Raw genomic sequence first — 21,019 nt, 5'->3', positions numbered from 1 at the left:
TGAAGAGGTGTTGATCTGTGCTAAAAATAGGCATTACAGGTGGTATAGGAAGCGGGAAAAGTACTATATCTGATATGCTTAGGAAAAAAGGATTCAGTATTATAGATGCAGATATTGCTGCAAGAGAGGTATTAAGAATTTATCCTGAGATACTTCAAAAAGTAAAAGAACAGTTTGGAAAAGAGTTTTTCAATGAAAAGGGAGAGCTTAAAAGAAAAGAGTTTGGTAATTATATATTTGCTGTGGAAGAAAGAAGAAAAAAATACGAAAATATAATAATGCCATTTATAATAGAATATATATTTATCAATCTAGATAAGTTTAAAGAAGAAGGAAAACAAGTATGTTTCGTTGATGCAGCTACGTTAATAGAAAATAATCTTCATAAGCATATGAATGTAAATATACTTGTATGGGTTGATTCAAAAACTCAAATAGAAAGAGTAAAAAGTAGAGATCATTTAACAGAGGAACAGGTAATTGATAGAATTAGTTCTCAAATGTCTTTAGAAGATAAAAAAAAGGTATGCGATTTTATAATAGATAACTCAAAAACTTTAGAGTATACTGAAGAGGAACTATATAAAGCACTAAGAGAAATTGGCAAAAAGCATAGGGGGGTGGAGTGTCTTAAATTATAGATATTTTAAGACATAAAGTATATTGAAAACTATTAAACGTGCGTTATTGCTTATAGTATTTATTGTTTTTGTAATGAACATTGTAAATATAATAAAGTTGTTTTTTCCGTTAAAATATTCTAACTACATAGTTAAATATTCTCAGACATACGCATTGGATCCTTATTTGGTTTCTGCAGTAATAAAGACAGAAAGTAATTTTAAGGAAGAAGCAAGATCACATAAGAATGCTTATGGTCTAATGCAAATAACCCCTGATACAGCAGAATGGGCTGCAGAGAAAATGAATATAAAGGATTTTAATGTTTCAATGTTAAATGATCCTGAATTCAATATAAAAATGGGATGCTGGTATTTAAATAATTTAAGAGAAGAATTTGACGGAAATATAGATGTAGCATTAGCTGCATATAATGGTGGTAGAGGGAATGTACAAAAATGGTTAAAGAGTTCAAACCATTCAGCAGATGGAAAGAATCTTCACTACATACCTTTTAAAGAGACTGACAAGTATGTAAAAAAAGTCAAAGTAAACTATAACATCTATAAGTATTTATATGATAAAAGCAAAAGCAAATCATTAAGTACAGCTATAGATATATTCCTACAATATATAAAGCTTAAAAACTAGAAGATTTATTTTACAGTTGACAATTAAATAAAATATACTATAATATAGGTAGAGACGCGAGAGTGGCGGAATCGGCAGACGCGCACGTTTGAGGGGCGTGTGGGAGACCGTACGGGTTCAAGTCCCGTCTTTCGCACCATTAAAATTGTATAATTTCTGGAATATTTGAGAAGCTCTATATTTTGAACCTACATTACTAAAACGGGAGTTCAACATTTAGGCGTAGATATGTACTTTCTTGTGAGACCTTTTGACGGCTTTGAGGGCGATAGAAACATCTGTGAGGACACCCACCTATCGGAGAGATAGGTGTCAAAATTAGAGCGGCGGTATTTTGGATTATACTTTTGAACAGTAATTGAGAGAGGTAAATTTACCTCTCTTTTATTTTATACAGATTATAGTTTATATTCTGTATAACTTATATAGTTAATAACTATTTTTTGCTTTGTCTTGATTGTTGATTAAGTTTTTTAGCCTCTTCTAAGCCAGAATTGCCAACTCCACTAGTCATTGCTGAAGTGCTGCCTTGTCTTGATTGCTGATTAAGTTGCACAGCTTCTTGTAAGTCTGAACTATTTGTGCTGCTAGTCATACCACCAGCCATTCCTGTATTAGGCATGCCTTGTCTTGATTGCTGATTAAGTTGCACAGCCTCTTGTAAGTCTGAACTATTTGTGCTGCTAGTCATACCACCAGCCATTCCTGTATTAGGCATACTTTGTCTAGACTGTTGGTTAAGTTGTTTTGCTTCTTCTAAAGCTTTTTTGTTATCCATGAGAAAATCTCCTTTCAAAATGCAAATTAATAAAATAGGTTCATATGTTTTGAACCCATTAAGTAGAATTCCCATATGAGATAATAGTATTCTATTATCTTATTAACATTAATAGTGAAATTATGAAATTTGGTTTACTCATTTCTAATTGAAATATTTTACAGTAATTTTAATTTAAGAAGTACGGCTTAATGAAAATTGAATGAATTACAATAATAAGTTATTGATAAAAAAATAACAGTAATACAATAATATACAATAGATGATAAAAAAATTGCCGCGAATTTATGTTTTTTTATGTGAGTTTAATGTGATTAAATGAAATGTTAGAAAATTAAGAATTAACTTATTTTAATGTTATTTTAAAAAAATTATAGTTATTTTTGCTTTATTAGTAGAACTTGACATGAATTTCCTAATATTTTAATATATTATTATAAGTAGAACTAATCTAATTAATCACAAATGAAATTGTAAATGAATTAAAGGTTGATCAAACATACTAATCTACCAAATTATATATTCATTGAAATAGTTATACTAAGTTACTCAGTAATCATTCTTTTCGTTAACCTCCAGTATACTTTGAATAAATTCCCGCTATATTTTTAAAAATAATTAATTATTTGGTAATGCAATTATAAAATTTAATTAATTTCATGTTTATTTCTAAATCACAAGAACTGATAGGTATGCTATCAATGACTCGTGAGAGACATTGTGGTATTCTAATATATTAAACAATGTTTATAAATAAATTTGTATCAATGAGAAAAATTAAGAGATAGATAAAGAGGGGGGAATTACAATGGAAAATAAGGTGCTGACAGTGTGCCCTTATTGTGGTGCTGGTTGTAACCTTAATCTGATTGTAGAGGATGATAAGATAGTTAGAGCTGAGCCGGCAAATGGTAGAACTAATGAAGGAACTTTATGCTTGAAAGGTTATTATGGGTGGGACTTTTTAAATGATCCACAAATTTTAACTTCTAGACTTAAGAGACCTATGATTAGAAAAGATGGAGAGCTTCAAGAAGTATCATGGGATGAGGCAATAAGTTTTACTGCTTCAAAATTAAGTGAAATAAAGGAAAAGCATGGTCCTGAGTCAATTATGGGAACAGGATGTGCAAGAGGATCAGGAAATGAAGCAAATTATATAATGCAAAAATTTATCCGTGCAGTTATTGGGAGTAATAACATAGATCACTGTGCAAGAGTTTGACATGCTCCTTCAGTAGCCGGTTTGGCTTACACATTAGGAAATGGAGCAATGTCTAATGGCATTCATGAACTAGATAATGCTGATTTAATATTTATTTTTGGTTATAATGGAGCAGACTCTCATCCTATAGTTGCTAGAAGAATAGTTAAGGCAAAAGAAAATGGAGCTAAAGTTATAGTTGTCGATCCCCGTATAACAGAATCCGCTAGAATAGCAGATTTATGGCTTCCAATAAAAAATGGAACTAATATGGCGTTAGTCAATGCTCTAGGAAATGTATTAATAAATGAAGGTCTTTATAATAAGGCGTTTGTTGAAAAACATACAGAAGGCTTTGAAGAGTATAAAGATTTAGTTAGCAAATATACTCCTGAATATGCGAGTGAAATAACAGATGTTCAGGAAGAAGATATAAGAAAAGCAATGAGAATGTATTCCTCAGCTAAGAATCCTATGATATTATATGGAATGGGAGTATGTCAATTTGGACAGGCAGTTGATGTTGTTAAAGGACTAGCTTCTCTTGCTATATTAACTGGCAATTTTGGAAGGCCAAGCGTAGGCATTGGACCAGTAAGAGGTCAAAATAACGTTCAGGGAGCCTGCGATATGGGGGCTTTACCAAATGTATATCCTGGATACCAAAAAGTGGATGATGATAATGTTAGAAGAAAATTTGAAGAAGCATGGGGTGTAAAGCTTTCCAATAAGATGGGATATCATTTAACTGAAGTTCCAAGAATTACATTAGAAGAAAACAAGATTAAAGCTTATTATATTATGGGAGAAGACCCTGTTCAAAGTGATCCGAATTCATCAGAGGTTAGAGAAGCATTAGAAAAAATGGAACTTGTAATTGTACAGGACATATTTATGAATAAGACAGCATTGCATGCTGATGTAATATTACCAGCAACATCTTGGGGGGAACATGAAGGTGTTTATAGTTGTGCTGACCGTGGCTTCCAAAGATTTAGAAAAGCAATAGAGCCAAGTGGTGATGTTAAGCCAGATTGGCAAATACTTTCAGAGGTTGCTACTGCAATGGGCTATAATATGCACTATAATAATACAAAAGAAATATGGGATGAGATGAGAGATTTATGTCCAAACTTTACAGGAGCTAGCTATGAAAGATTAGAGAAACTTGGGGGTATTCAGTGGCCATGCCCTGACGAGAAACATCCAGGAACTTCATACCTGTATGCAGGAAATAAATTTTCAACTCCAAGTGGAAAAGCAAAGTTATCTGCTTCAGAATGGAGACCGCCAATGGAAACTCCAGATGAAGAGTATCCTTTAGTTCTATCTACAGTTAGAGAAGTAGGTCATTATTCCGTAAGAACAATGACAGGAAATTGCCGTGCCCTTCAGCAGCTTGCTGATGAACCAGGCTACATACAAATGAACCCGAAGGATGCAGAAAAGCTTAGAGTTAGCGATCAGGAGCTAGTAAGAATAAGCTCTCGAAGAGGTTCTGTAGTAGCTAGGGCGCTAGTTACAGATAGAGTTAACAGAGGGGCAGTTTACATGACATATCAATGGTGGATAGGTGCATGCAACGAATTGACTATAGATAACTTAGATCCTATATCAAAGACTCCTGAATATAAATACTGTGCTGTAAAAATTGAAACAATAGAAGACCAAGAAAAAGCAGAGCAGTTTGTTAAGGAGGAATACAATAAAGTAAGAAAAGCAATGAATGTTCAAACTGAAAAAGTGGAAGTATAAAATAATATAAAGGCCTATCTTGGAAAAGATAGGTCTTTTGAGAAACTATTTAGCTAACATAGGAGGAAATTAAATTGATAACAATCGAAGAAGCTTTAGAAATAGTATTAAAAGAAACAAAAGTACTAGGGTTTGAAACAGTAAATATATTAAATTCATTAAATAAGGTTTTAGCAGAGGATATTTATTCAAAAGATAACTTACCTCCTTTTGATAAATCTGCTATGGATGGGTATGCCGTTATAAGTGACGATACAGAAAATGCCTCAGAAGAAAATCCTGTAAAACTTAAAATAAAAGGGACAATTAAAGCAGGCGATTTTTATGAAGGTCAGCTAAAGTGTGGAGAAGCACTAAAAATAATGACAGGAGCTCCTATACCTAATAGGGCCGATGCAGTAATTCAGATTGAAAATGTTGAAGCCGACAACGAAGAGGTAGCTATATTCAATCCGGTAAAAAAGAATAGAAATATATTAAATCTTGGTGAAGAAATTAGAAAAGGAGATATTGCTCTATTATCAGGTATGACTATAAGACCATCAGAAATCGGACTTATGGCTTCACTGGGATTTAATTCTGTAAAAGTTGTTAAAGTACCTAAAATAATTATAATTACTACTGGAGATGAACTTATAGATGTCAATGAAGAGTTAACTTCAGGTAAGATAAGAGACTGTAATGGATATTCACTTATGGCGCTTGGAAGGAATCTTCAAGCTGATGTAAAGTTTTATGGCATTGTAAGAGATGATATGAGTTTATTATTTAAAAAGATGAAAGATGCCTTTGAAGAAGGTGATATTATTATAACTTCTGGAGGTGTATCTGCTGGAGATTATGATTTTGTTGAGAACTGTTTAAAAGAATTAGGTGCTGATATTAAATTTTCGTCAGTAGCTATAAAACCTGGCAAGCCATTCACATTTGCAAAATGCAAGGATAAGATATTCTTTGGGCTTCCAGGAAATCCTTTAGCAGTAATAAATACATTTGAACAGTTTGTAAGACCTGCAGTTAAAAAGATGATGGGCAAAAGTGATATACATAATAAGGAATTTAAAGTTGTTTTAGGAGAAGACTTTAGCTCTGTGAAGGGGAGAACAAACTATGTTTACGTAAATATTGAAGAGAAAGATAGAATCCACTATGCATATAAAGTAGGTTCTCAAAGTTCAAATCAACTCCTAACAATAAGTAAGGCAAATGGAATTATTATAATAGATAAGGAAATCGTAAAAGCAGGAGAGGAAGTCAATGGAAGATTTATATTTAAATAAAGTACCAATAATTTCGATTGTATCAACAAAGTCTGATACTGGGAAAACAACTTTAATTGAGAACATCATAAAAATATTAAAGAATAAGAAATATAAAGTAGGAGCAATAAAACACGATGTCCATAAATTTGAGATAGATTACCCAGGAAAAGATAGCTATAAGCTCACAGAGGCTGGAGCAGATAAGGTTGTAGTTTCATCAGATTCAAAATTAGCTATGATTCAAAGAGTTGAAACTAAAAGAACAATAGATGAATTACTATGGCTATTTAAAGATATGGATATCATCATAATCGAAGGATTTAAAGATAACAAGTTTCCTAAAATAGAGATTCATAGAAAGGAAGTTGACAGTAATTTGTTGTGTCAAAATCCTAAATTTGATAGCTCAAGCTTCATTGCTGTTGCAAGTAATGAACCATTAAATATAAATATTCCAGTTCTAGATATAAACAACCCAGAAGAAGTGTGTAATTTTATTGAAAGAAACATTTTGGGAGGAACTGTAGTTGATTAAAATAAAAAAATACCCTGTAGTTAAATACGACAAGTATGAAAAAGAAAGTAGCTGTGAAAGTATGATTTATGAGTACCCTTTAAGTTTATTCGTAAATGAAAAACATATAGCCACACTGCTATGTACACCTGAAAAATTAGACGCTTTGGTTTGGGGATTTTTAAGAACTCAAGGAATAATTTCTAATATAAATGAAGTAGAAAGCTTTGAATTAGATGAAAAAAATGGTGTAGCTAAGATAAGATTAAATGCGAATAGTGATAAACAATCAAGGCAACTATTGCCGGTAGGGTTTAATGAAGAAGATAGAGCAGATTTTTTTTCTAAGTTAGTTGAATCATTAAATTGTAAAGTTGCAGAAGATCAATGTCTTTCTATTGATGCTTCAAAAGTTTATGAATTAATGGATGAGAATTTGTCATACTCTGAGGCTTTCAAGCAAACAGGAGGAGCACATTGCGTAGCTTTATCAGATGGGGAAAAAATAGTTGTGATTTGCGAAGATGTAGCTCGCCATAATGCTATGGACAAAGCAATTGGAGAGGCGCTTATGCGAAATATACCGCTAAATGATAAGATTATTTTCATAAGTGGTAGAGTGTCTTTTGAAATGATATTAAAAGTTGCTAGGTTTGGATTGCCAATAGTCATTTCAAAGTCTGCACCAACTAGCCTTTCAATAGAGCTTGCACAAAAATTAAATATAACATTAGCAGGTTTTGTAAGAGGAGAAAAAATGAAAATTTATACATGTCCTTATAGGATAAAATAATTATTAAAGTTTAAAAATAGGGTTTTATTAATGATATAGGTTTGGGATTTAAAGGTTTTGGGTTTAAAGGTTTTAGGTTTTAGGGATAGGCGGGATAATTATTGTTATTCTGTTTATATAAATTTGCAATAAGAGGGGGATTTATTTATGCAAGCGGCACAAAAACAAGAATTACACGAAGACAGCTTGTGTGCGAGAGACGTAATAGAAAAGTATCCTAAGGAACAGAGATTTACTCTGGCAATACTTCAGGATATACAAAGAAAGTATAAGTATATACCAAGAGAAGCATTAGAAACTCTCGCAGAATACTTAGAAATACCTGTAAGTAAATTATACGGTATGGCAACTTTCTATAAAGCTTTAAGTTTAACACCAAAAGGAAAGTATATTATAACTGTATGTGATGGAACTGCTTGTCACGTTGCAGGCTCAATGGTTGCGCTTGACGAGATTGAAAAATGTTTAGGTATTAAAGCAGGACAAACTACAGAAGATCTTAAGTTCTCAATAAACACTGTTAACTGCATAGGATGTTGCGCTATAGCACCTGTAATGATGATTAATGAAAGATACTATGGTAACTTAACACCTAAAATGGTAAAAGAAATTCTTGATGAATATAGAGGTGAATAGTGATGAGTGTAAAGAAAACTATTTATGTATGTTGTGGGACAGGTTGCTTAGCTAGAAATAGTATGGAGCTATATGAAGAGCTTAAGAAGAAAGTAGCTGAATTAGGAGCAGGAGCTTCTGTAAAAACAGAATATGAATTTAAAGCTACAGGTTGTGATGGACTTTGTGAAAAGGGGCCAGTAGTAAAGGTTCAGCCTGATGATATTGCTTACTTTAAAGTAAAAATTGAAGATGCACAAGAAATTGTAGAAAAGACAATAATGAATGGTGAGATTATCGATAGGCTTCTTTATTTTGAAACATCAACAAAGCAAAGATTAAGACACCATAAGGAAAGTGAATTCTGCAAAAGACAGATAAAAATAGCACTTAGAAATGTAGGAGAAATAGATCCTGTTGTTTTTGAAGATTATCTAGAAAAAGATGGATATAAGGCTCTTCACAAAGTAATATTTGATATGAAAAAGGGCGATGTAATAGAAGAAGTAACTAAGTCAGGCCTTAGAGGAAGAGGAGGCGCAGGCTTCCCAACAGGACGTAAGTGGAAAACTGCTTATGGTATAGATACTGCTCCTAAATATGTAGTATGCAATGGTGATGAAGGTGACCCCGGTGCTTTTATGGATAGAAGTATAATGGAAGGTGACCCTCATAGTGTTATAGAAGGTATGGCCATATGTGCTTATGCTATTGGAGCAAACCAAGGCTTTGCATATATAAGAGATGAATATGGACTAGCTATTGAAAATATGAAGTTAGCAATAAAGCAAGCAAGAGAAAGAGGATATCTTGGCAAAAATATAATGAATAGTGGTTTTGACTTTGATATTGATATAGTAAGAGGCGGTGGAGCCTTCGTATGTGGAGAATCTACAGCACTATTAGCCTCAATTGAAGGAAAAGTTGGAGAACCAAAAGCTAAGTATATCCATACTACTGAAAAAGGTTTATGGGGACAACCGACTGTATTAAACAATGTAGAAACTTGGACTAATATTCCAATAATAATTACTAAAGGTGGAGAATGGTATAGTTCAATAGGAACTATGAAAGATAGTAAAGGTACAAAAGCCTTCTCACTAGTTGGTAAGGTTAAAAATACTGGATTGGTAGAAGTTCCTATGGGAACTACTCTTAGAGAAATAATATATGATATAGGCGGCGGAGTATTAAATGACAGAGAGTTTAAAGCTGTTCAAATAGGAGGGCCTTCTGGTGGATGTCTACCTGAAGAATACTTGGACCTACAAGTAGACTATGATACTCTAGTAAAAGCTGACTCTATGATGGGTTCTGGTGGTATGATTGTTATGGATGATAGAACCTGTATGGTAGATGTGGTAAGATATTACCTCAACTTCCTTGCTGAAGAATCCTGCGGAAAATGCGTTCCATGTAGAGAAGGCGTAAAGAGAATGCTTGAGATATTAACTGATATTTGTGAAGGAAGAGGTAGAGAAGGAGATATAGAAGAACTTGAAAAAATTTGTAAAACTGTAGGTAGTGCAGCTTTATGCGGACTTGGAAAGAGTGCGCCAAATCCAGTAAGAGCATCTATCAGATATTTTAGGGATGAATTTGAAGAGCATATAAAAAATAAGAGATGTCGTGCAGGAGTATGTAAGGAACTTACAACATTTATTATAGATGAAGAGAAGTGCGTTGGTTGTGATATATGTAAAAAGAACTGTCCTGTAGATGTTATTACAGGAGATGTTAAGAAACCTCATGCAATTGATATTGAAAAGTGTGTAAGATGCGGTAACTGTATGAACATTTGTAAGTTTAATGCAGTTAAAGTTAAATAGGGGGTGTTGCTATGAGAATTATAATTGATGGAAAAGTATGTGAAGCAGAACGTGGTGAATATATACTACAAGTAGCAAGAAGAAATAATATATATATACCTACATTATGTCATAGTGATGCTCTTTCAGGACTTGGAAGCTGCAGACTATGTGTAGTTGAGGTAATAGACAGGGGATGGTCCAAGGTTGTAACTTCTTGCATATTCCCTATTACAAAGGAAGTTGAAGTTGTAACTAATTCTAAAAAAATAAGAGATATAAGAAAAGATTTAGTTATGCTTCTTCAAGCTAGATGCCCTGAGAATGAAGAACTTAAGAAAATGGCAGCGGAATTTGGAGTTGAAGAAGAGAGAGTAAACAGATTTGAATTAGATAGAAGCGAAAACTGTGTACTTTGTGGACTCTGTGCAAGAGCTTGTGAAGAAATGGGGACAGGCGCTATAGCTACAGTTGATAGAGGTATTTTTAAAAAGGTATCTACACCTTTTGATGATCCATCACCAGAATGTATAGGTTGTGCTGCTTGCGTAAATGTGTGCCCAACTAATGCAATAAAGATGGTAGACAAAGATGGTGAAAGAGAAATATGGGGTAAAAAATTAAAATTACAAGCATGTGAAGAGTGTGGTAAAGAATTTGCTACTGTAGATCATATGAAGTTTGCATTTGCAAAGTCAGGCAGAAAATTAGAAAAGGCGCTTTGCGAAGAATGTAGGAGAAAGGCAAGTCTTGAGAATATAAAAAATGTTTTCGAAGGTTTAGAGCTGTAGCATAAAGCTTTTTAGAATTGAGAATTGGAAATTAAGGAAGGGTGGTAAGTTAAATGAAACCAGATCTTAACTCTTTTGTAATAGGAGACCCAAATAAGTGTATTGGATGTAGATCCTGTGAAGTAGCTTGTGCGGCAGCTCATAGAGAAAATAATACAGGTGCAACAATAGGTACTATAGATACTCCTATAATACCAAGATTATTTTTTATAAAAAATAAAAATGCAGCTATGGAAGTTCAGTGCAGGCATTGTGAGGATGCCCCTTGTGCAAATTCATGTCCTTCTGGTGCAATAACTCAAGTGGGCGGAGCTATAACTATAGATGATAAAGTTTGTATAGGCTGTAAGACCTGTAGCTTAGTATGTCCGGTTGGTGCAATTGATCTATTGCCTAAATATGTAGGGGCAGTAGTAAGTGGTGGAATTGATAGAAAGTTAACTATAATGGCGTATAAGTGTGACATGTGTAAAGAGGTTGGTGGCACACCAAATTGCATTAAAGCATGTCCAAAAGATGCTTTAAAAGTAGCTACTCCTAAAGAAGATAAGACAGATCGTAATGTTAAAGCGGTTTTAGAATTGCTTAACATTAACAAAAATCTTTAGGTTATAAAAATCCATGAAAGAAAGGGATGTTAGAGATGTCAACAAATACTGCCATGATAAATATAGATAAAGAATTATGTACAGGTTGCAGACGTTGTTCAGAAGTTTGCCCTGTTGACGCAATAGAAGGCAAGGAAGGGGAGCCTCAGCAAATAAATGTAGATAAATGCGTCATGTGTGGACAGTGTGTACAGATTTGTAAAGGTTATGCTCCTATGTATGAAGAAATTCCGACACCTAGAAGCAAAAAGCTTTATGACAGAGGAATGTTAAAAAGTGTAAAGGAACCTATATTTGCAGCCTACAATAAAGGACATGTAATAGAAGTTAGTGATTTATTACAAAATAAAGATGTGTTTAAAGTTGTACAATGTGCGCCAGCAGTAAGAGTGGGCTTAGCTGAAGATTTTGGATTAGAACTTGGAACACTTACGCCAGGAAAGTTGGCAGCAGCACTTCGTAAGTTGGGATTTGAAAGAGTGTATGATACAAACTTTGCTGCAGATTTAACTATAATGGAAGAAGGTACTGAGCTTATAAAAAGGGTAACAGAAGGTGGAACTTTACCAATGTTTACATCCTGTTGTCCTGCATGGGTTAAATATGTAGAACAGACATATCCAGAGCTTACCAATCATCTTTCAACTTGTAAATCCCCACAGCAGATGGCTGGAGCGATGTTTAAAACTTATGGTGCAAGAATTAACAATGTAAACCCAGCTGAAATGTATAGTGTATCTGTTATGCCATGTACATGTAAACCTTTTGAAGCAAACAGAGAGGAAATGAATGATAGTGGATACAGGGACGTAGATGTTGCTATAACTACAAGGGAACTAGCTCAATTGATAAAAGATAAATCTATCGACTTCCACAGCTTACCAGAAGAAGAATTTGACAATCCGCTAGGAAACTATTCTGGTGCAGGTACTATATTTGGTTTAACTGGAGGAGTTATGGAAGCGGCTCTTAGAACGGGATATGAACTTATAACTAAGCAGTCAATTCCAAGTGTAGATCTTACTGCTGTAAGAGGCGGAGAAGGCTTTAGAACAGCAGAAGTAGAGGTTGGTGACTTAAAATTAAAGGTTGGAGTGGTTTCAGGATTAAAGCATGTTGAGCCTTTAATGGAAAAAATAAAGACTGGTGAATGTGATTTGCATTTTGTAGAAGTAATGACCTGCCCAGAAGGATGTATAAGTGGAGGCGGACAGCCAAAGTTAATTTTCGATGAGGATAGGAGCACAGCATATAGTAATAGAAAAGCTGGACTTTATAACCATGATGCAAATTTAGAGGTTAGAAAGTCACATGAAAATCCTGCTATAAAGGAGATATATGATGAATTTTTAGGAGAGCCTCTAGGACATAAGTCACATGAGCTCTTGCATACACATTATAAATCTAGAAAGGAGAATTAATTAATGTCTAATCGTTTTGTAGCAGCTGATCCAAATAAGTGTATTGGTTGCAGAACTTGTGAAATAGCATGTGCTGTAGCGCATTCAGAGCAAGATATTTTCACCGCTAAGACTGAAGATATTCAATTTCAACCTCGTTTAACAGTAATAAAGACTGCTAAAGTAAGTGCACCTGTTCAATGCAGACAGTGCAAGGACGCCCCATGTGCTAGCGTGTGTCCAGTAAATTGCATAAGCAGTAAGGATGGATATATGGATGTGGATGAAACAGTTTGTATAGGATGTAAAACATGTATGGTGGCATGTCCTTATGGTGTTATTGATTTAGTTAGCCAGTATAAAGATGGCGAAAAGATATTACAAGAAAGATTCAGATATTCAGATGAAGGAGAAGTTCATACAGGTAAAGAAAAAATTATAGCAATTAAATGCGATCTTTGCAGCAATAGAGAAAAAGGACCAGCTTGTATAGATGTTTGTCCTACATCCGCTTTAAGAATTATTAATCATGAAGATATAGAAGAATAGTAGAATTGTATAGATATCCAACTTCGATAATTGACTTAACTAAGGTATTCATAGGGGTATATCTGACAGTACAGAAGAGGTACCCCTATGAATACCGCTAATAACTCAAGCATCCAGGTTGGATATCTATATTTTTAGCTAAAGCTATCTAAATCTATATTGAATTTAGCTATTTTTCTATATATTGTAGCTTTTCCTATTTTTAATAACTCAGCTGCCTTTATGGCATTACCATTACAATAGATGAGAGCATCTTTTATACATTGTTCTTCAACAGATTCTAATGGAATAATTTCTTTTCTGGATGGAGTAGTATCAGCTGGCTTATTTATTGGAGCTTTTGTCTGTAGGTGTTTGGAAGTTATCATAGTATCTTCACAAAGATAATATGATCGCTCAACCACATTTCTTAATTCTCTTATATTTCCGCAAAAGTTATAAGTTTTTAGTTTCTCTATATAGGATGGGTCAATGTATTTTGGATCGCAAGGATTTTTAGAATTTAACTTATTTATATAATATTGAGCTAGAAGTTCTATATCTTCTTTACGTTCTTCTAAAGGAATTAGTTGAAGACTCATTACATTTAGCCTATAGTATAGATCACCTCTAAAATTTTTATTTTCTATTTCATCTGTCAAAGTTCTATTAGTAGCAGCTATAACTCTAACATCTACAGATTTTTCATATGTTCCACCAACTCTAGTAATTTTAAGATTATCTAATACTCTAAGGAGTTTGGATTGTATATCCAATGGAAGTTCGCCAATTTCATCCAAAAATATAGTTCCACCTTCCGCTAGCTCGAATTTTCCAGGGTATCCACCTTTAGAGGCACCTGTAAAGGCTCCTTTTTCATATCCAAAAAGCTCGCTTTCAACAAGTTCTCTAGGAATTGCTGCGCAGTTAACTGCTACAAAAGGGCCATTTCTTCTTGAGCTAAAGTTATGGATGGACTGAGCAAATACTTCTTTTCCAGTTCCACTATTCCCTTCTATTAATATATTACAGTTAGTTTTTGCTGCTTTTTTAGCAAGCTCTACTATTCCCTTCATTTTTTCGTTTTTTGTGAGTATATCATCAAAAGTAAAAGAGGCCTTATATCCCACAACATTGTTTACCATTTTATGAAGATTTTTTGTATCTCTCAAGGATAAGACTAAACCAATAATTTTTCCTCTTAATCTTACTGGTATTATATTTGTTACACATCTTATTCTGCTGCCATTTATATCAAAAATACAATCCTCGCTAAATTGTTTTTCGCCAGTTAATAAAATTGTATGTAAAATATCTTCTTTTAGTATGTCGTTCAGATGAGTTTCGTATAGAAATTCTTCTTTTATACCTAATATTTTAACAGCAGTAATATTAACCTTTTTAATTAAAAGATTCTCATCTGTAACAATTAATCCCTCATAAATAGATTCAAAAATAGCTTGCAATATAAAAGAAGATATGTCGTACTCTAATATGCTGTCCATGTCAATTCTGCACATATCACTGACGTCTTCAAAATAATCTGTTAACTCCATAATTTATCCCCCTCTTGCTATCTATAGTTTAGTATATCACTTTTAAAAAATAAATTAAATAGCAAAATGTTTCAAAATGATAATAATGGATAAATTTATCATTTTGAAACATTACACTTCTCATTATGATAAAAATTAAATATAGAATATTTTACAATCTGATAACAAATATTTTTAAAAATAAAAGGATTTGAACAGTTTTTGTTGAATATTAAACATATAGACGGTTTCCTTGTTATTTTTATTAACATTACACATATTTAATTATTTTTAAAGTTTATGGTTATTTTGATAAACTCAATATAATAAATTATGTTATTTTTTCAATTTAGTTATATAATCTGTTAGACATTTTTAGGAGGAAACATTGATGAAGTTAGAATATATAGAGCCATTTATAAAAGCAAGCCAGAATATATTATTGCAGATAGTTAATGAAGAAGCAGTTTTAGGAAAACTATTCCTAAAAGATTCAACTTTTCATGGAGATAATGTTATAATAATAATAGGCATTGCAGGAGATATAAGAGGACAAGTTATCTTTAATTTATCTCAGAAATCAGCATGTAATGTAGTTTCAAAGATGATGTGTGGAATGCCAGTATCAAGTCTAGATGATATGGCAAAGTCTGCTATAGGTGAACTTGCCAATATGATATCAGGAAATGCAGCTATGTTATTTTCAGAACAGAAAATTAATTTAGATATAACGCCACCAACTATAATGATAGGAGATAACATTGAGATATCTACTACTAAATCACAATCTATTTGTGCGCCATTGCTTATGCAAGATAATTTTTCTTTTGAGATAAATGTTTCCTTATCAGAAAGCTAAATTAAATATATATTTAATATAGGTGAGAACTCCTCGATTAAATAAGAGTTTTCAGAATTAGTCTAAAGTAGCAAAAGATTAAGCCTGCTTTAGACTAATTTTTTATTACTATATAAGGCATCTTCAAAAAACAACTAGTCAGTATGACGCGAAATATCTCTTACATCTTTAACTTATTATTTTATTTTAAATGCCTAATATATATTGAATATTAATATGTCATAAAATTGGGCGTATTGCTTGAAAACTTGAAGTTTATAGTAAATCATGCTAACATTAACTTGATATATTTGTAAATGTAGTTGTGTTTTAAGTGAAAGCCGCTGATTGAGAACTAATGGAGGTTAAAGTCCTAAATGGACTTTAACGGGTAATTTTGCTAGGTAAAAGTTCTAAATGAACTTTTACGGGTAACTTGTGAGTGGAAGCGAAAATTTTAAGTTACCCAGTGCCCGAAGGGAAACAAGCAAAATTACCCAGTGTTCCGACTAAAAGGAGGAAAACAATATGAATAATAAATATTTAATAATTGATACAGCAATACTTCCAGAAGTATTTACTAAGGTTGTTAAAGTTAAAGAATTGATTAGAACTGGGAAAGTAAAGGACATATCAGAAGGTGTAAGATTAGTAGAAATAAGCAGGAGCACTTATTATAAATATAAAGATTTTGTATTTACATTGTCCGAGGGGATAGTAGGGCATAAAGTTACATTAGGTTTAGTATTAGTCCATGAGGCTGGTACTCTCTCTAAAATATTAGATAAAATAGCATTGGAAAAAGGTAATATACTTACAATTAATCAGGATATCCCTATAAATAATGCAGCTAGTGTTACTATAACCTTTGATGCATCTAAACTTGAAATGGAAATTAATACATTAGTAGAAGAATTTAGAGCTACTAAGAATGTAATTAAAGTTGATTTGGTAGCAGTCGAGTAATACTCCCGAAATAAAAATAATTCTATAGCATATCCTAAATCCTCAATGAAACCGCATTATTAAAGTAATATCTGTAGATTTAATTAAAAATAAAAGGAATTTATAATTTAGTGTAGAATTTAAGAGTTAACGTACTTTTAGAGGTGAGGTTATGTTAGGTGTTGAACTAAGGTTTAACGATATTAATATTTCAAATATTGAAAAAAGTGATTTGCCGCAAATACAAACTTGGATGAAGTTGCAAAAACAATTTGTACATGATGAAACAAATTTGCAAGAATTAAAAGAACGATTTTTAGAGAGCTATATAAGTGAATGCGAATTTTTCTTAAAAATAAATAGAGAACAAGAGCTATTGGGAATTATTAAAGGAAGATTAGAGTTCAAAAATCCTAATGAGGCTTGGATTTGGTATTTTTATATTGATGACAAGTATAGAACTGACAATTTAAACAATCAAATCATGGAAGAACTATTGAATTATTTCTTATGTGAGTATGATGTAGATATTTTTTGTACGAGAATAATAAAAAATGATAGAGAAAGTTTAGAGTTTTGGAAAAACATTGGTTTTAAATCTGTAAGAATGGTCAAGGATTTTTATAGTATAAATGGAAAATGTATGGATATGTTGATTATGAAGAGAGTAGAAGTTTAGAATAAAAGTAATAAATTGGCCTTCAAGTAAATATTAATATATAGTAAAACGTAACTTTTACAAATTAAATTTACTATTGTGAAGGTGAGGGGAAAAAATTGAAATACACACGGTATGACTTAAAAAGAGATAATGATAATAAAGCCTTTATTGCTGTTATATTTTTAATATTAGTATTGGCATTTGTATTCGGAACTGTTATTTTTAAGTTATTTATAAAAAGTCCTATTAGTTCAAATATAAAGACCGACAGTGTTTCGAACAGGTCTAGCCAGAAAGCTGATACTAAATCTTCGGTTAACTTAAATAATAGTAAGATTACTAAGTTTGTGGCGATACAGGGAGGTATATATCAAAGCAAAGAAAATGCTGATGCAGAGAGAAATCTCTTAACACAGTATGGGACTCCTTTTACTGTAACTGAAGATAACAAAACAAGAGTATTCTTAGGCATATATACAGAAGAACAAGCTGAGAGAATCATGAAATCTCTTACAGAACAAAAAGTTGATAATTCAAAAATGACATTTACATTAAATAATAATGACTTATGCGATGTAGAAATAGCAGAAATAATAAATGCAAATATACAAATATTAAATAAGCTTGCTGAGAAAAATGTCAAAGCGATACAAACTGAAGACTTAAAGAAATGGTGCATAGCTTTAAAAAAGGTGGACAAAGATAGTAAGAATATATTGATACTAAAGGATATACAAGATCATATAAGCAAGATGCCTAAGGAGTTAACAAAAGAAAATGTTGCAGAAAACTATACCTATTTATATAGCATCATAAAAAAAATAGGTTCAAAATAATGGAATTAAGCAGACGGCGGTAAATAAAAAACTGTTTGTCTGCTTTTGTTTTTATAATTATTAATGAATTCACATAAAATCTAAGTTTAACCTTATGAGAAAAATAAATACATATGAATTAATTTAAAATTTTTTTAAACTATATTGTTATATACTTGTGTATAATTTTATTAAATGTTAAACTATATAAGATATATTATTAAGGTAGGGGATGTATGTGAGAGGGGCTGAAAAAAGCATAAGTTTCTTATGGTTTGTAATATTCCTAGGAGCAGTATGTGGAAGCCTTATAGGTGATATACTGGGGGATAGTTTAAGTATTTTAAGTTTTTTGAAAAATTCTTATTCTGTAGGTATGTCAACGCCGATTGTGTTAAACTTGAAAATTATGGTTTTAACATTGGGTTTAAACTTTAATATTAATATTATGACTATAATTGGTGTAATTATGGCTATAATACTATACAGAAGATATTAGACAGAATATCCGTCGCATCTTTGACTTGTTATTTTCTTTTAGATGCCTTAGATGTTTTGATAATTAAATAGGATGTGGTTTAATGAATATTGTGTTAGCATCAGCTTCAATTAGAAGACATGAACTTCTAAAAAGACTTACAGATAAATTTGAAATAATAGTAAGCGATTTTGATGAAAATGCAGTTGAATTTGATAGCGATTGTGGTTCTTATGTAATGAAGCTTGCTGAAGGAAAAGCATTAAACGTATGTAAAAATGTACATAATGAATCGATTATAATAGGTTGTGATACTATTGTGTCCTTTGGAAACAAAATATTAGGAAAGCCAGAGAATGAAGAAGAAGCATTTAATATGTTAAAGTTTTTAAGTGGGACTTCTCATCAAGTATACTCAGGTATAGCTGTGGTAAATAGTGCATCAGGTAAAATAATAACGGACTATGTTTGTACTAATGTTAAGTTTTCTGATCTATCTGATGATGTAATAAGAAAATACATAGAAAGAGGAGAATATAAGGATAAAGCGGGAGCCTATGGAATACAAGGATACGGTGGAGTTTTTGTTGAAGAAATTCACGGATGCTATTATAATGTCGTAGGGCTTCCATTAAATAAATTATCGAAAATGTTAAGGGAGATGGGGGTAAGTTCATAAAAGGAGTATGATTCATGAAAGAAACATTAAAAATTATGGATTTACCTACAAATGAAAGACCAAGAGAAAGACTTTTAAGATATGGCGTAGAAAACCTATCTAATTCTGAGCTTTTAGCAATTATTTTAAGATCAGGAAGTAAGAAGGAAAATATATTAAATCTAAGCAGTAGAATTATTAAAGAAAATGGTGGATTAAATGGACTTTTAAATTGTACAGCTGATGATTTTATAAATTTGCATGGAATTGGAAAAGCCAAAGCTGCTCAGCTTATAGCTATAGCAGAAATTTCAAAAAGAATTAAATCTTACAAGGATGGGAATGAATATAAAATTGTTAATCCAAATGATGCAGCAGAACTTGTAATGAAAGAGATGAGATATCTTAGACAAGAATATTTAAGAGTAGTTATGTTAAATACAAAAAATATTGTGATATGCATAAAAGACGTTTCCGTTGGAAGTCTCAATTCTTCTATAGTTCATCCAAGGGAAGTGTTTTGTGATGCTATTAGAAAAAGCAGTGCATCTATAATAATATGTCATAATCATCCATCTGGTGATCCTACACCAAGCAATGAAGATATAAATGTAACCCATAGGTTAAAAGAATGTGGAAAGCTTTTGGGGATAGATTTACTTGATCATATAATAATTGGAAATGGGACTTATATAAGTTTAAAACAAAAAGGAATATTGTAAAATCGAAAGGAGAAAATAAAATGGGATTTTTTGGTATATCTCGTGATATGGGAATTGATTTAGGTACAGCTAATACATTAATATATGTTAAAGGAAAAGGAATTTTACTTAGAGAGCCTTCAGTTGTGGCTATAAATAGTGATGTTAAAAAAGTACTTGCTGTTGGTGACGAAGCAAAACAGATGATAGGTAGAACACCAGGAAACATTGTAGCTATAAGACCTCTTAAGGATGGGGTAATAGCTGATTTTGATGTAACACAAGCAATGCTTAAGAAATTTATTGAAAAAATAAGCCCTAAATCTGCATTTACTAGTCCGAGAATTGTTGTATGTTTTCCAGCCGGTATTACTGAAGTTGAAAAGAGAGCTATAGATGAGGCTACAAAGCAGGCTGGCGCTAGAGATGTTTTACTTATGGAAGAGCCTATGGCTGCAGCTATTGGGGCTGGACTTCCTGTAAATGAGCCAACTGGAAGCATGATTGTAGATATTGGAGGCGGTACAACTGAAGTAGCAGTAATATCACTTGGTGGTATTGTTACAAGCAAATCCTTAAGAGTTGCTGGCGATGAACTTGATCATGCAATTATCAGCTATATAAAGAAAGAATATAATCTTGCAATTGGAGAAAGAACTGCAGAGAATGTAAAAATACAATTAGGTTCAGCATTTGATACTGGAGAAGATAATTCTATGGAAATTAGAGGAAGAGACCTAATATCAGGTCTTCCTAAAGTTATAAATATCACAGAAAGTGAAATAAGAGACGCCCTAAAAGAACCTGTAGCAGCAATAATTGATGCTATTAAAACAACACTTGAAAAGACACCACCAGAACTTGCATCAGACATTATGGACAAAGGAATCATGCTTGCTGGTGGGGGAGCAATGCTTAGAGGAATAGACCAATTAATAAATAAAGAAACACATATGCCTGTTCATATAGCTGAATCTCCGCTTGATTGCGTTGCCCTTGGTGCTGGAAAAGCATTAGATACTATTGATAAGATAGTAGCTAGTAGAAAATAGTAAATAAC

At 32.4% G+C, this 21,019-nt stretch carries 22 protein-coding genes, 1 tRNA gene and 1 other RNA gene; 22 read left to right on the top strand and 2 right to left on the bottom strand.

Going from position 1 to position 21,019, the window contains the following annotated elements:
• The first annotated feature begins 17 nt into the window (after nt 1-17).
• The 4 genes from coaE (at nt 18) to ssrS (ending at nt 1,617) form a co-directional block, all read left to right on the top strand.
• The gene (gene coaE / locus ACZ5N4_RS22595) at nt 18-641 is read left to right on the top strand and encodes a dephospho-CoA kinase (RefSeq protein WP_464204736.1); all 624 of its coding nucleotides are present in this window, start codon (nt 18-20) and stop codon (nt 639-641) included.
• Nucleotides 642-663: 22 nt separating this feature from the next.
• Nucleotides 664-1,272 carry a lytic transglycosylase domain-containing protein gene (locus tag ACZ5N4_RS22590; RefSeq protein ID WP_464204735.1) on the top strand — a complete coding sequence of 203 codons (609 nt, stop codon included), beginning with the start codon at nt 664-666 and terminating at the stop codon, nt 1,270-1,272.
• A 56-nt stretch (nt 1,273-1,328) separates the two neighbouring features.
• Nucleotides 1,329-1,411: transfer RNA gene (locus ACZ5N4_RS22585), tRNA-Leu, on the top strand.
• Nucleotides 1,412-1,422: 11 nt separating this feature from the next.
• A non-coding RNA gene (ssrS, locus tag ACZ5N4_RS22580) (6S RNA) lies at nt 1,423-1,617 on the top strand.
• Nucleotides 1,618-1,708: 91 nt separating this feature from the next.
• On the opposite strand, the gene ACZ5N4_RS22575 is transcribed toward ssrS, so the two are convergent.
• Nucleotides 1,709-2,050 (bottom strand): hypothetical protein, encoded by a 342-nt coding sequence (locus ACZ5N4_RS22575; RefSeq protein WP_464204734.1) that lies wholly within the window; start codon nt 2,048-2,050, stop codon nt 1,709-1,711.
• Nucleotides 2,051-2,858: 808 nt separating this feature from the next.
• On the opposite strand from ACZ5N4_RS22575, the gene fdhF reads away from it, so the two are divergent.
• The 10 genes from fdhF (at nt 2,859) to ACZ5N4_RS22525 (ending at nt 13,349) form a co-directional block, all read left to right on the top strand.
• Nucleotides 2,859-5,009 (top strand): formate dehydrogenase subunit alpha, encoded by a 2,151-nt coding sequence (fdhF, locus tag ACZ5N4_RS22570; protein ID WP_464204733.1) that lies wholly within the window; start codon nt 2,859-2,861, stop codon nt 5,007-5,009.
• A 74-nt stretch (nt 5,010-5,083) separates the two neighbouring features.
• Nucleotides 5,084-6,289 (top strand): molybdopterin molybdotransferase MoeA, encoded by a 1,206-nt coding sequence (locus tag ACZ5N4_RS22565; protein ID WP_464204732.1) that lies wholly within the window; start codon nt 5,084-5,086, stop codon nt 6,287-6,289.
• Nucleotides 6,267-6,806, top strand: coding sequence for a molybdopterin-guanine dinucleotide biosynthesis protein B (gene mobB / locus ACZ5N4_RS22560; protein ID WP_464204731.1), 540 nt, complete (start codon nt 6,267-6,269; stop codon nt 6,804-6,806). Before ACZ5N4_RS22565 ends, mobB begins: the two co-directional genes overlap by 23 nt.
• Nucleotides 6,799-7,578, top strand: a complete 780-nt coding sequence (gene fdhD / locus ACZ5N4_RS22555; RefSeq protein ID WP_464204730.1) for a formate dehydrogenase accessory sulfurtransferase FdhD — start codon at nt 6,799-6,801, stop codon at nt 7,576-7,578. Before mobB ends, fdhD begins: the two co-directional genes overlap by 8 nt.
• A 147-nt stretch (nt 7,579-7,725) precedes the next feature.
• Nucleotides 7,726-8,214: an NADH-quinone oxidoreductase subunit NuoE gene (nuoE, locus tag ACZ5N4_RS22550; RefSeq protein WP_464204729.1), complete on the top strand. Its 489-nt coding sequence runs from the start codon at nt 7,726-7,728 to the stop codon at nt 8,212-8,214.
• A 2-nt stretch (nt 8,215-8,216) separates the two neighbouring features.
• On the top strand, nt 8,217-10,022 hold the full coding sequence (locus ACZ5N4_RS22545) for an NADH-ubiquinone oxidoreductase-F iron-sulfur binding region domain-containing protein (protein ID WP_464204728.1): 1,806 nt from the start codon (nt 8,217-8,219) through the stop codon (nt 10,020-10,022).
• Between the two features lie 11 nt (nt 10,023-10,033).
• The gene (locus ACZ5N4_RS22540) at nt 10,034-10,792 is read left to right on the top strand and encodes a 2Fe-2S iron-sulfur cluster-binding protein (RefSeq protein ID WP_464204727.1); all 759 of its coding nucleotides are present in this window, start codon (nt 10,034-10,036) and stop codon (nt 10,790-10,792) included.
• Nucleotides 10,793-10,845: 53 nt separating this feature from the next.
• On the top strand, nt 10,846-11,400 hold the full coding sequence (locus ACZ5N4_RS22535; RefSeq protein ID WP_464204726.1) for a 4Fe-4S dicluster domain-containing protein: 555 nt from the start codon (nt 10,846-10,848) through the stop codon (nt 11,398-11,400).
• Between the two features lie 35 nt (nt 11,401-11,435).
• The gene (locus tag ACZ5N4_RS22530) at nt 11,436-12,821 is read left to right on the top strand and encodes a [FeFe] hydrogenase, group A (protein WP_464204725.1); all 1,386 of its coding nucleotides are present in this window, start codon (nt 11,436-11,438) and stop codon (nt 12,819-12,821) included.
• A 3-nt stretch (nt 12,822-12,824) separates the two neighbouring features.
• Nucleotides 12,825-13,349, top strand: coding sequence for a 4Fe-4S dicluster domain-containing protein (locus tag ACZ5N4_RS22525; protein WP_464204724.1), 525 nt, complete (start codon nt 12,825-12,827; stop codon nt 13,347-13,349).
• 134 nt (nt 13,350-13,483) lie between these two features.
• On the opposite strand, the gene ACZ5N4_RS22520 is transcribed toward ACZ5N4_RS22525, so the two are convergent.
• Nucleotides 13,484-14,848: a sigma-54 interaction domain-containing protein gene (locus ACZ5N4_RS22520; protein ID WP_464211033.1), complete on the bottom strand. Its 1,365-nt coding sequence runs from the start codon at nt 14,846-14,848 to the stop codon at nt 13,484-13,486.
• Between the two features lie 406 nt (nt 14,849-15,254).
• On the opposite strand from ACZ5N4_RS22520, the gene ACZ5N4_RS22515 reads away from it, so the two are divergent.
• The 8 genes from ACZ5N4_RS22515 to ACZ5N4_RS22480 all read left to right on the top strand — a co-directional run bounded on the left by ACZ5N4_RS22515 (nt 15,255) and on the right by ACZ5N4_RS22480 (nt 21,011).
• Nucleotides 15,255-15,722, top strand: coding sequence for a chemotaxis protein CheX (locus ACZ5N4_RS22515; RefSeq protein WP_464204723.1), 468 nt, complete (start codon nt 15,255-15,257; stop codon nt 15,720-15,722).
• A 507-nt stretch (nt 15,723-16,229) separates the two neighbouring features.
• Nucleotides 16,230-16,667 (top strand): ACT domain-containing protein, encoded by a 438-nt coding sequence (locus ACZ5N4_RS22510; protein WP_308039928.1) that lies wholly within the window; start codon nt 16,230-16,232, stop codon nt 16,665-16,667.
• Between the two features lie 151 nt (nt 16,668-16,818).
• Entirely contained in the window at nt 16,819-17,325 is a 507-nt protein-coding gene (locus ACZ5N4_RS22505) for a GNAT family N-acetyltransferase (RefSeq protein ID WP_464204722.1), read from the top strand.
• A 98-nt stretch (nt 17,326-17,423) separates the two neighbouring features.
• Complete coding sequence (locus ACZ5N4_RS22500) at nt 17,424-18,143, top strand: SPOR domain-containing protein (RefSeq protein ID WP_464204721.1); 720 nt, start codon at nt 17,424-17,426, stop codon at nt 18,141-18,143.
• Nucleotides 18,144-18,360: 217 nt separating this feature from the next.
• Complete coding sequence (locus ACZ5N4_RS22495) at nt 18,361-18,621, top strand: DUF4321 domain-containing protein (protein WP_178905996.1); 261 nt, start codon at nt 18,361-18,363, stop codon at nt 18,619-18,621.
• Between the two features lie 82 nt (nt 18,622-18,703).
• Nucleotides 18,704-19,279 (top strand): Maf-like protein, encoded by a 576-nt coding sequence (locus tag ACZ5N4_RS22490; protein WP_464204720.1) that lies wholly within the window; start codon nt 18,704-18,706, stop codon nt 19,277-19,279.
• A gap of 14 nt (nt 19,280-19,293) precedes the next feature.
• Nucleotides 19,294-19,980, top strand: coding sequence for a RadC family protein (gene radC, locus ACZ5N4_RS22485; protein ID WP_464204719.1), 687 nt, complete (start codon nt 19,294-19,296; stop codon nt 19,978-19,980).
• Nucleotides 19,981-20,000: 20 nt separating this feature from the next.
• Nucleotides 20,001-21,011: a rod shape-determining protein gene (locus tag ACZ5N4_RS22480; RefSeq protein ID WP_464204718.1), complete on the top strand. Its 1,011-nt coding sequence runs from the start codon at nt 20,001-20,003 to the stop codon at nt 21,009-21,011.
• Nucleotides 21,012-21,019 lie beyond the last annotated feature (8 nt).

This window comes from Clostridium nitrophenolicum (assembly GCF_055391695.1).
Note: the sequence above shows the minus strand (reverse complement) of the source record. Positions and strands in the feature narration are given on the sequence as shown.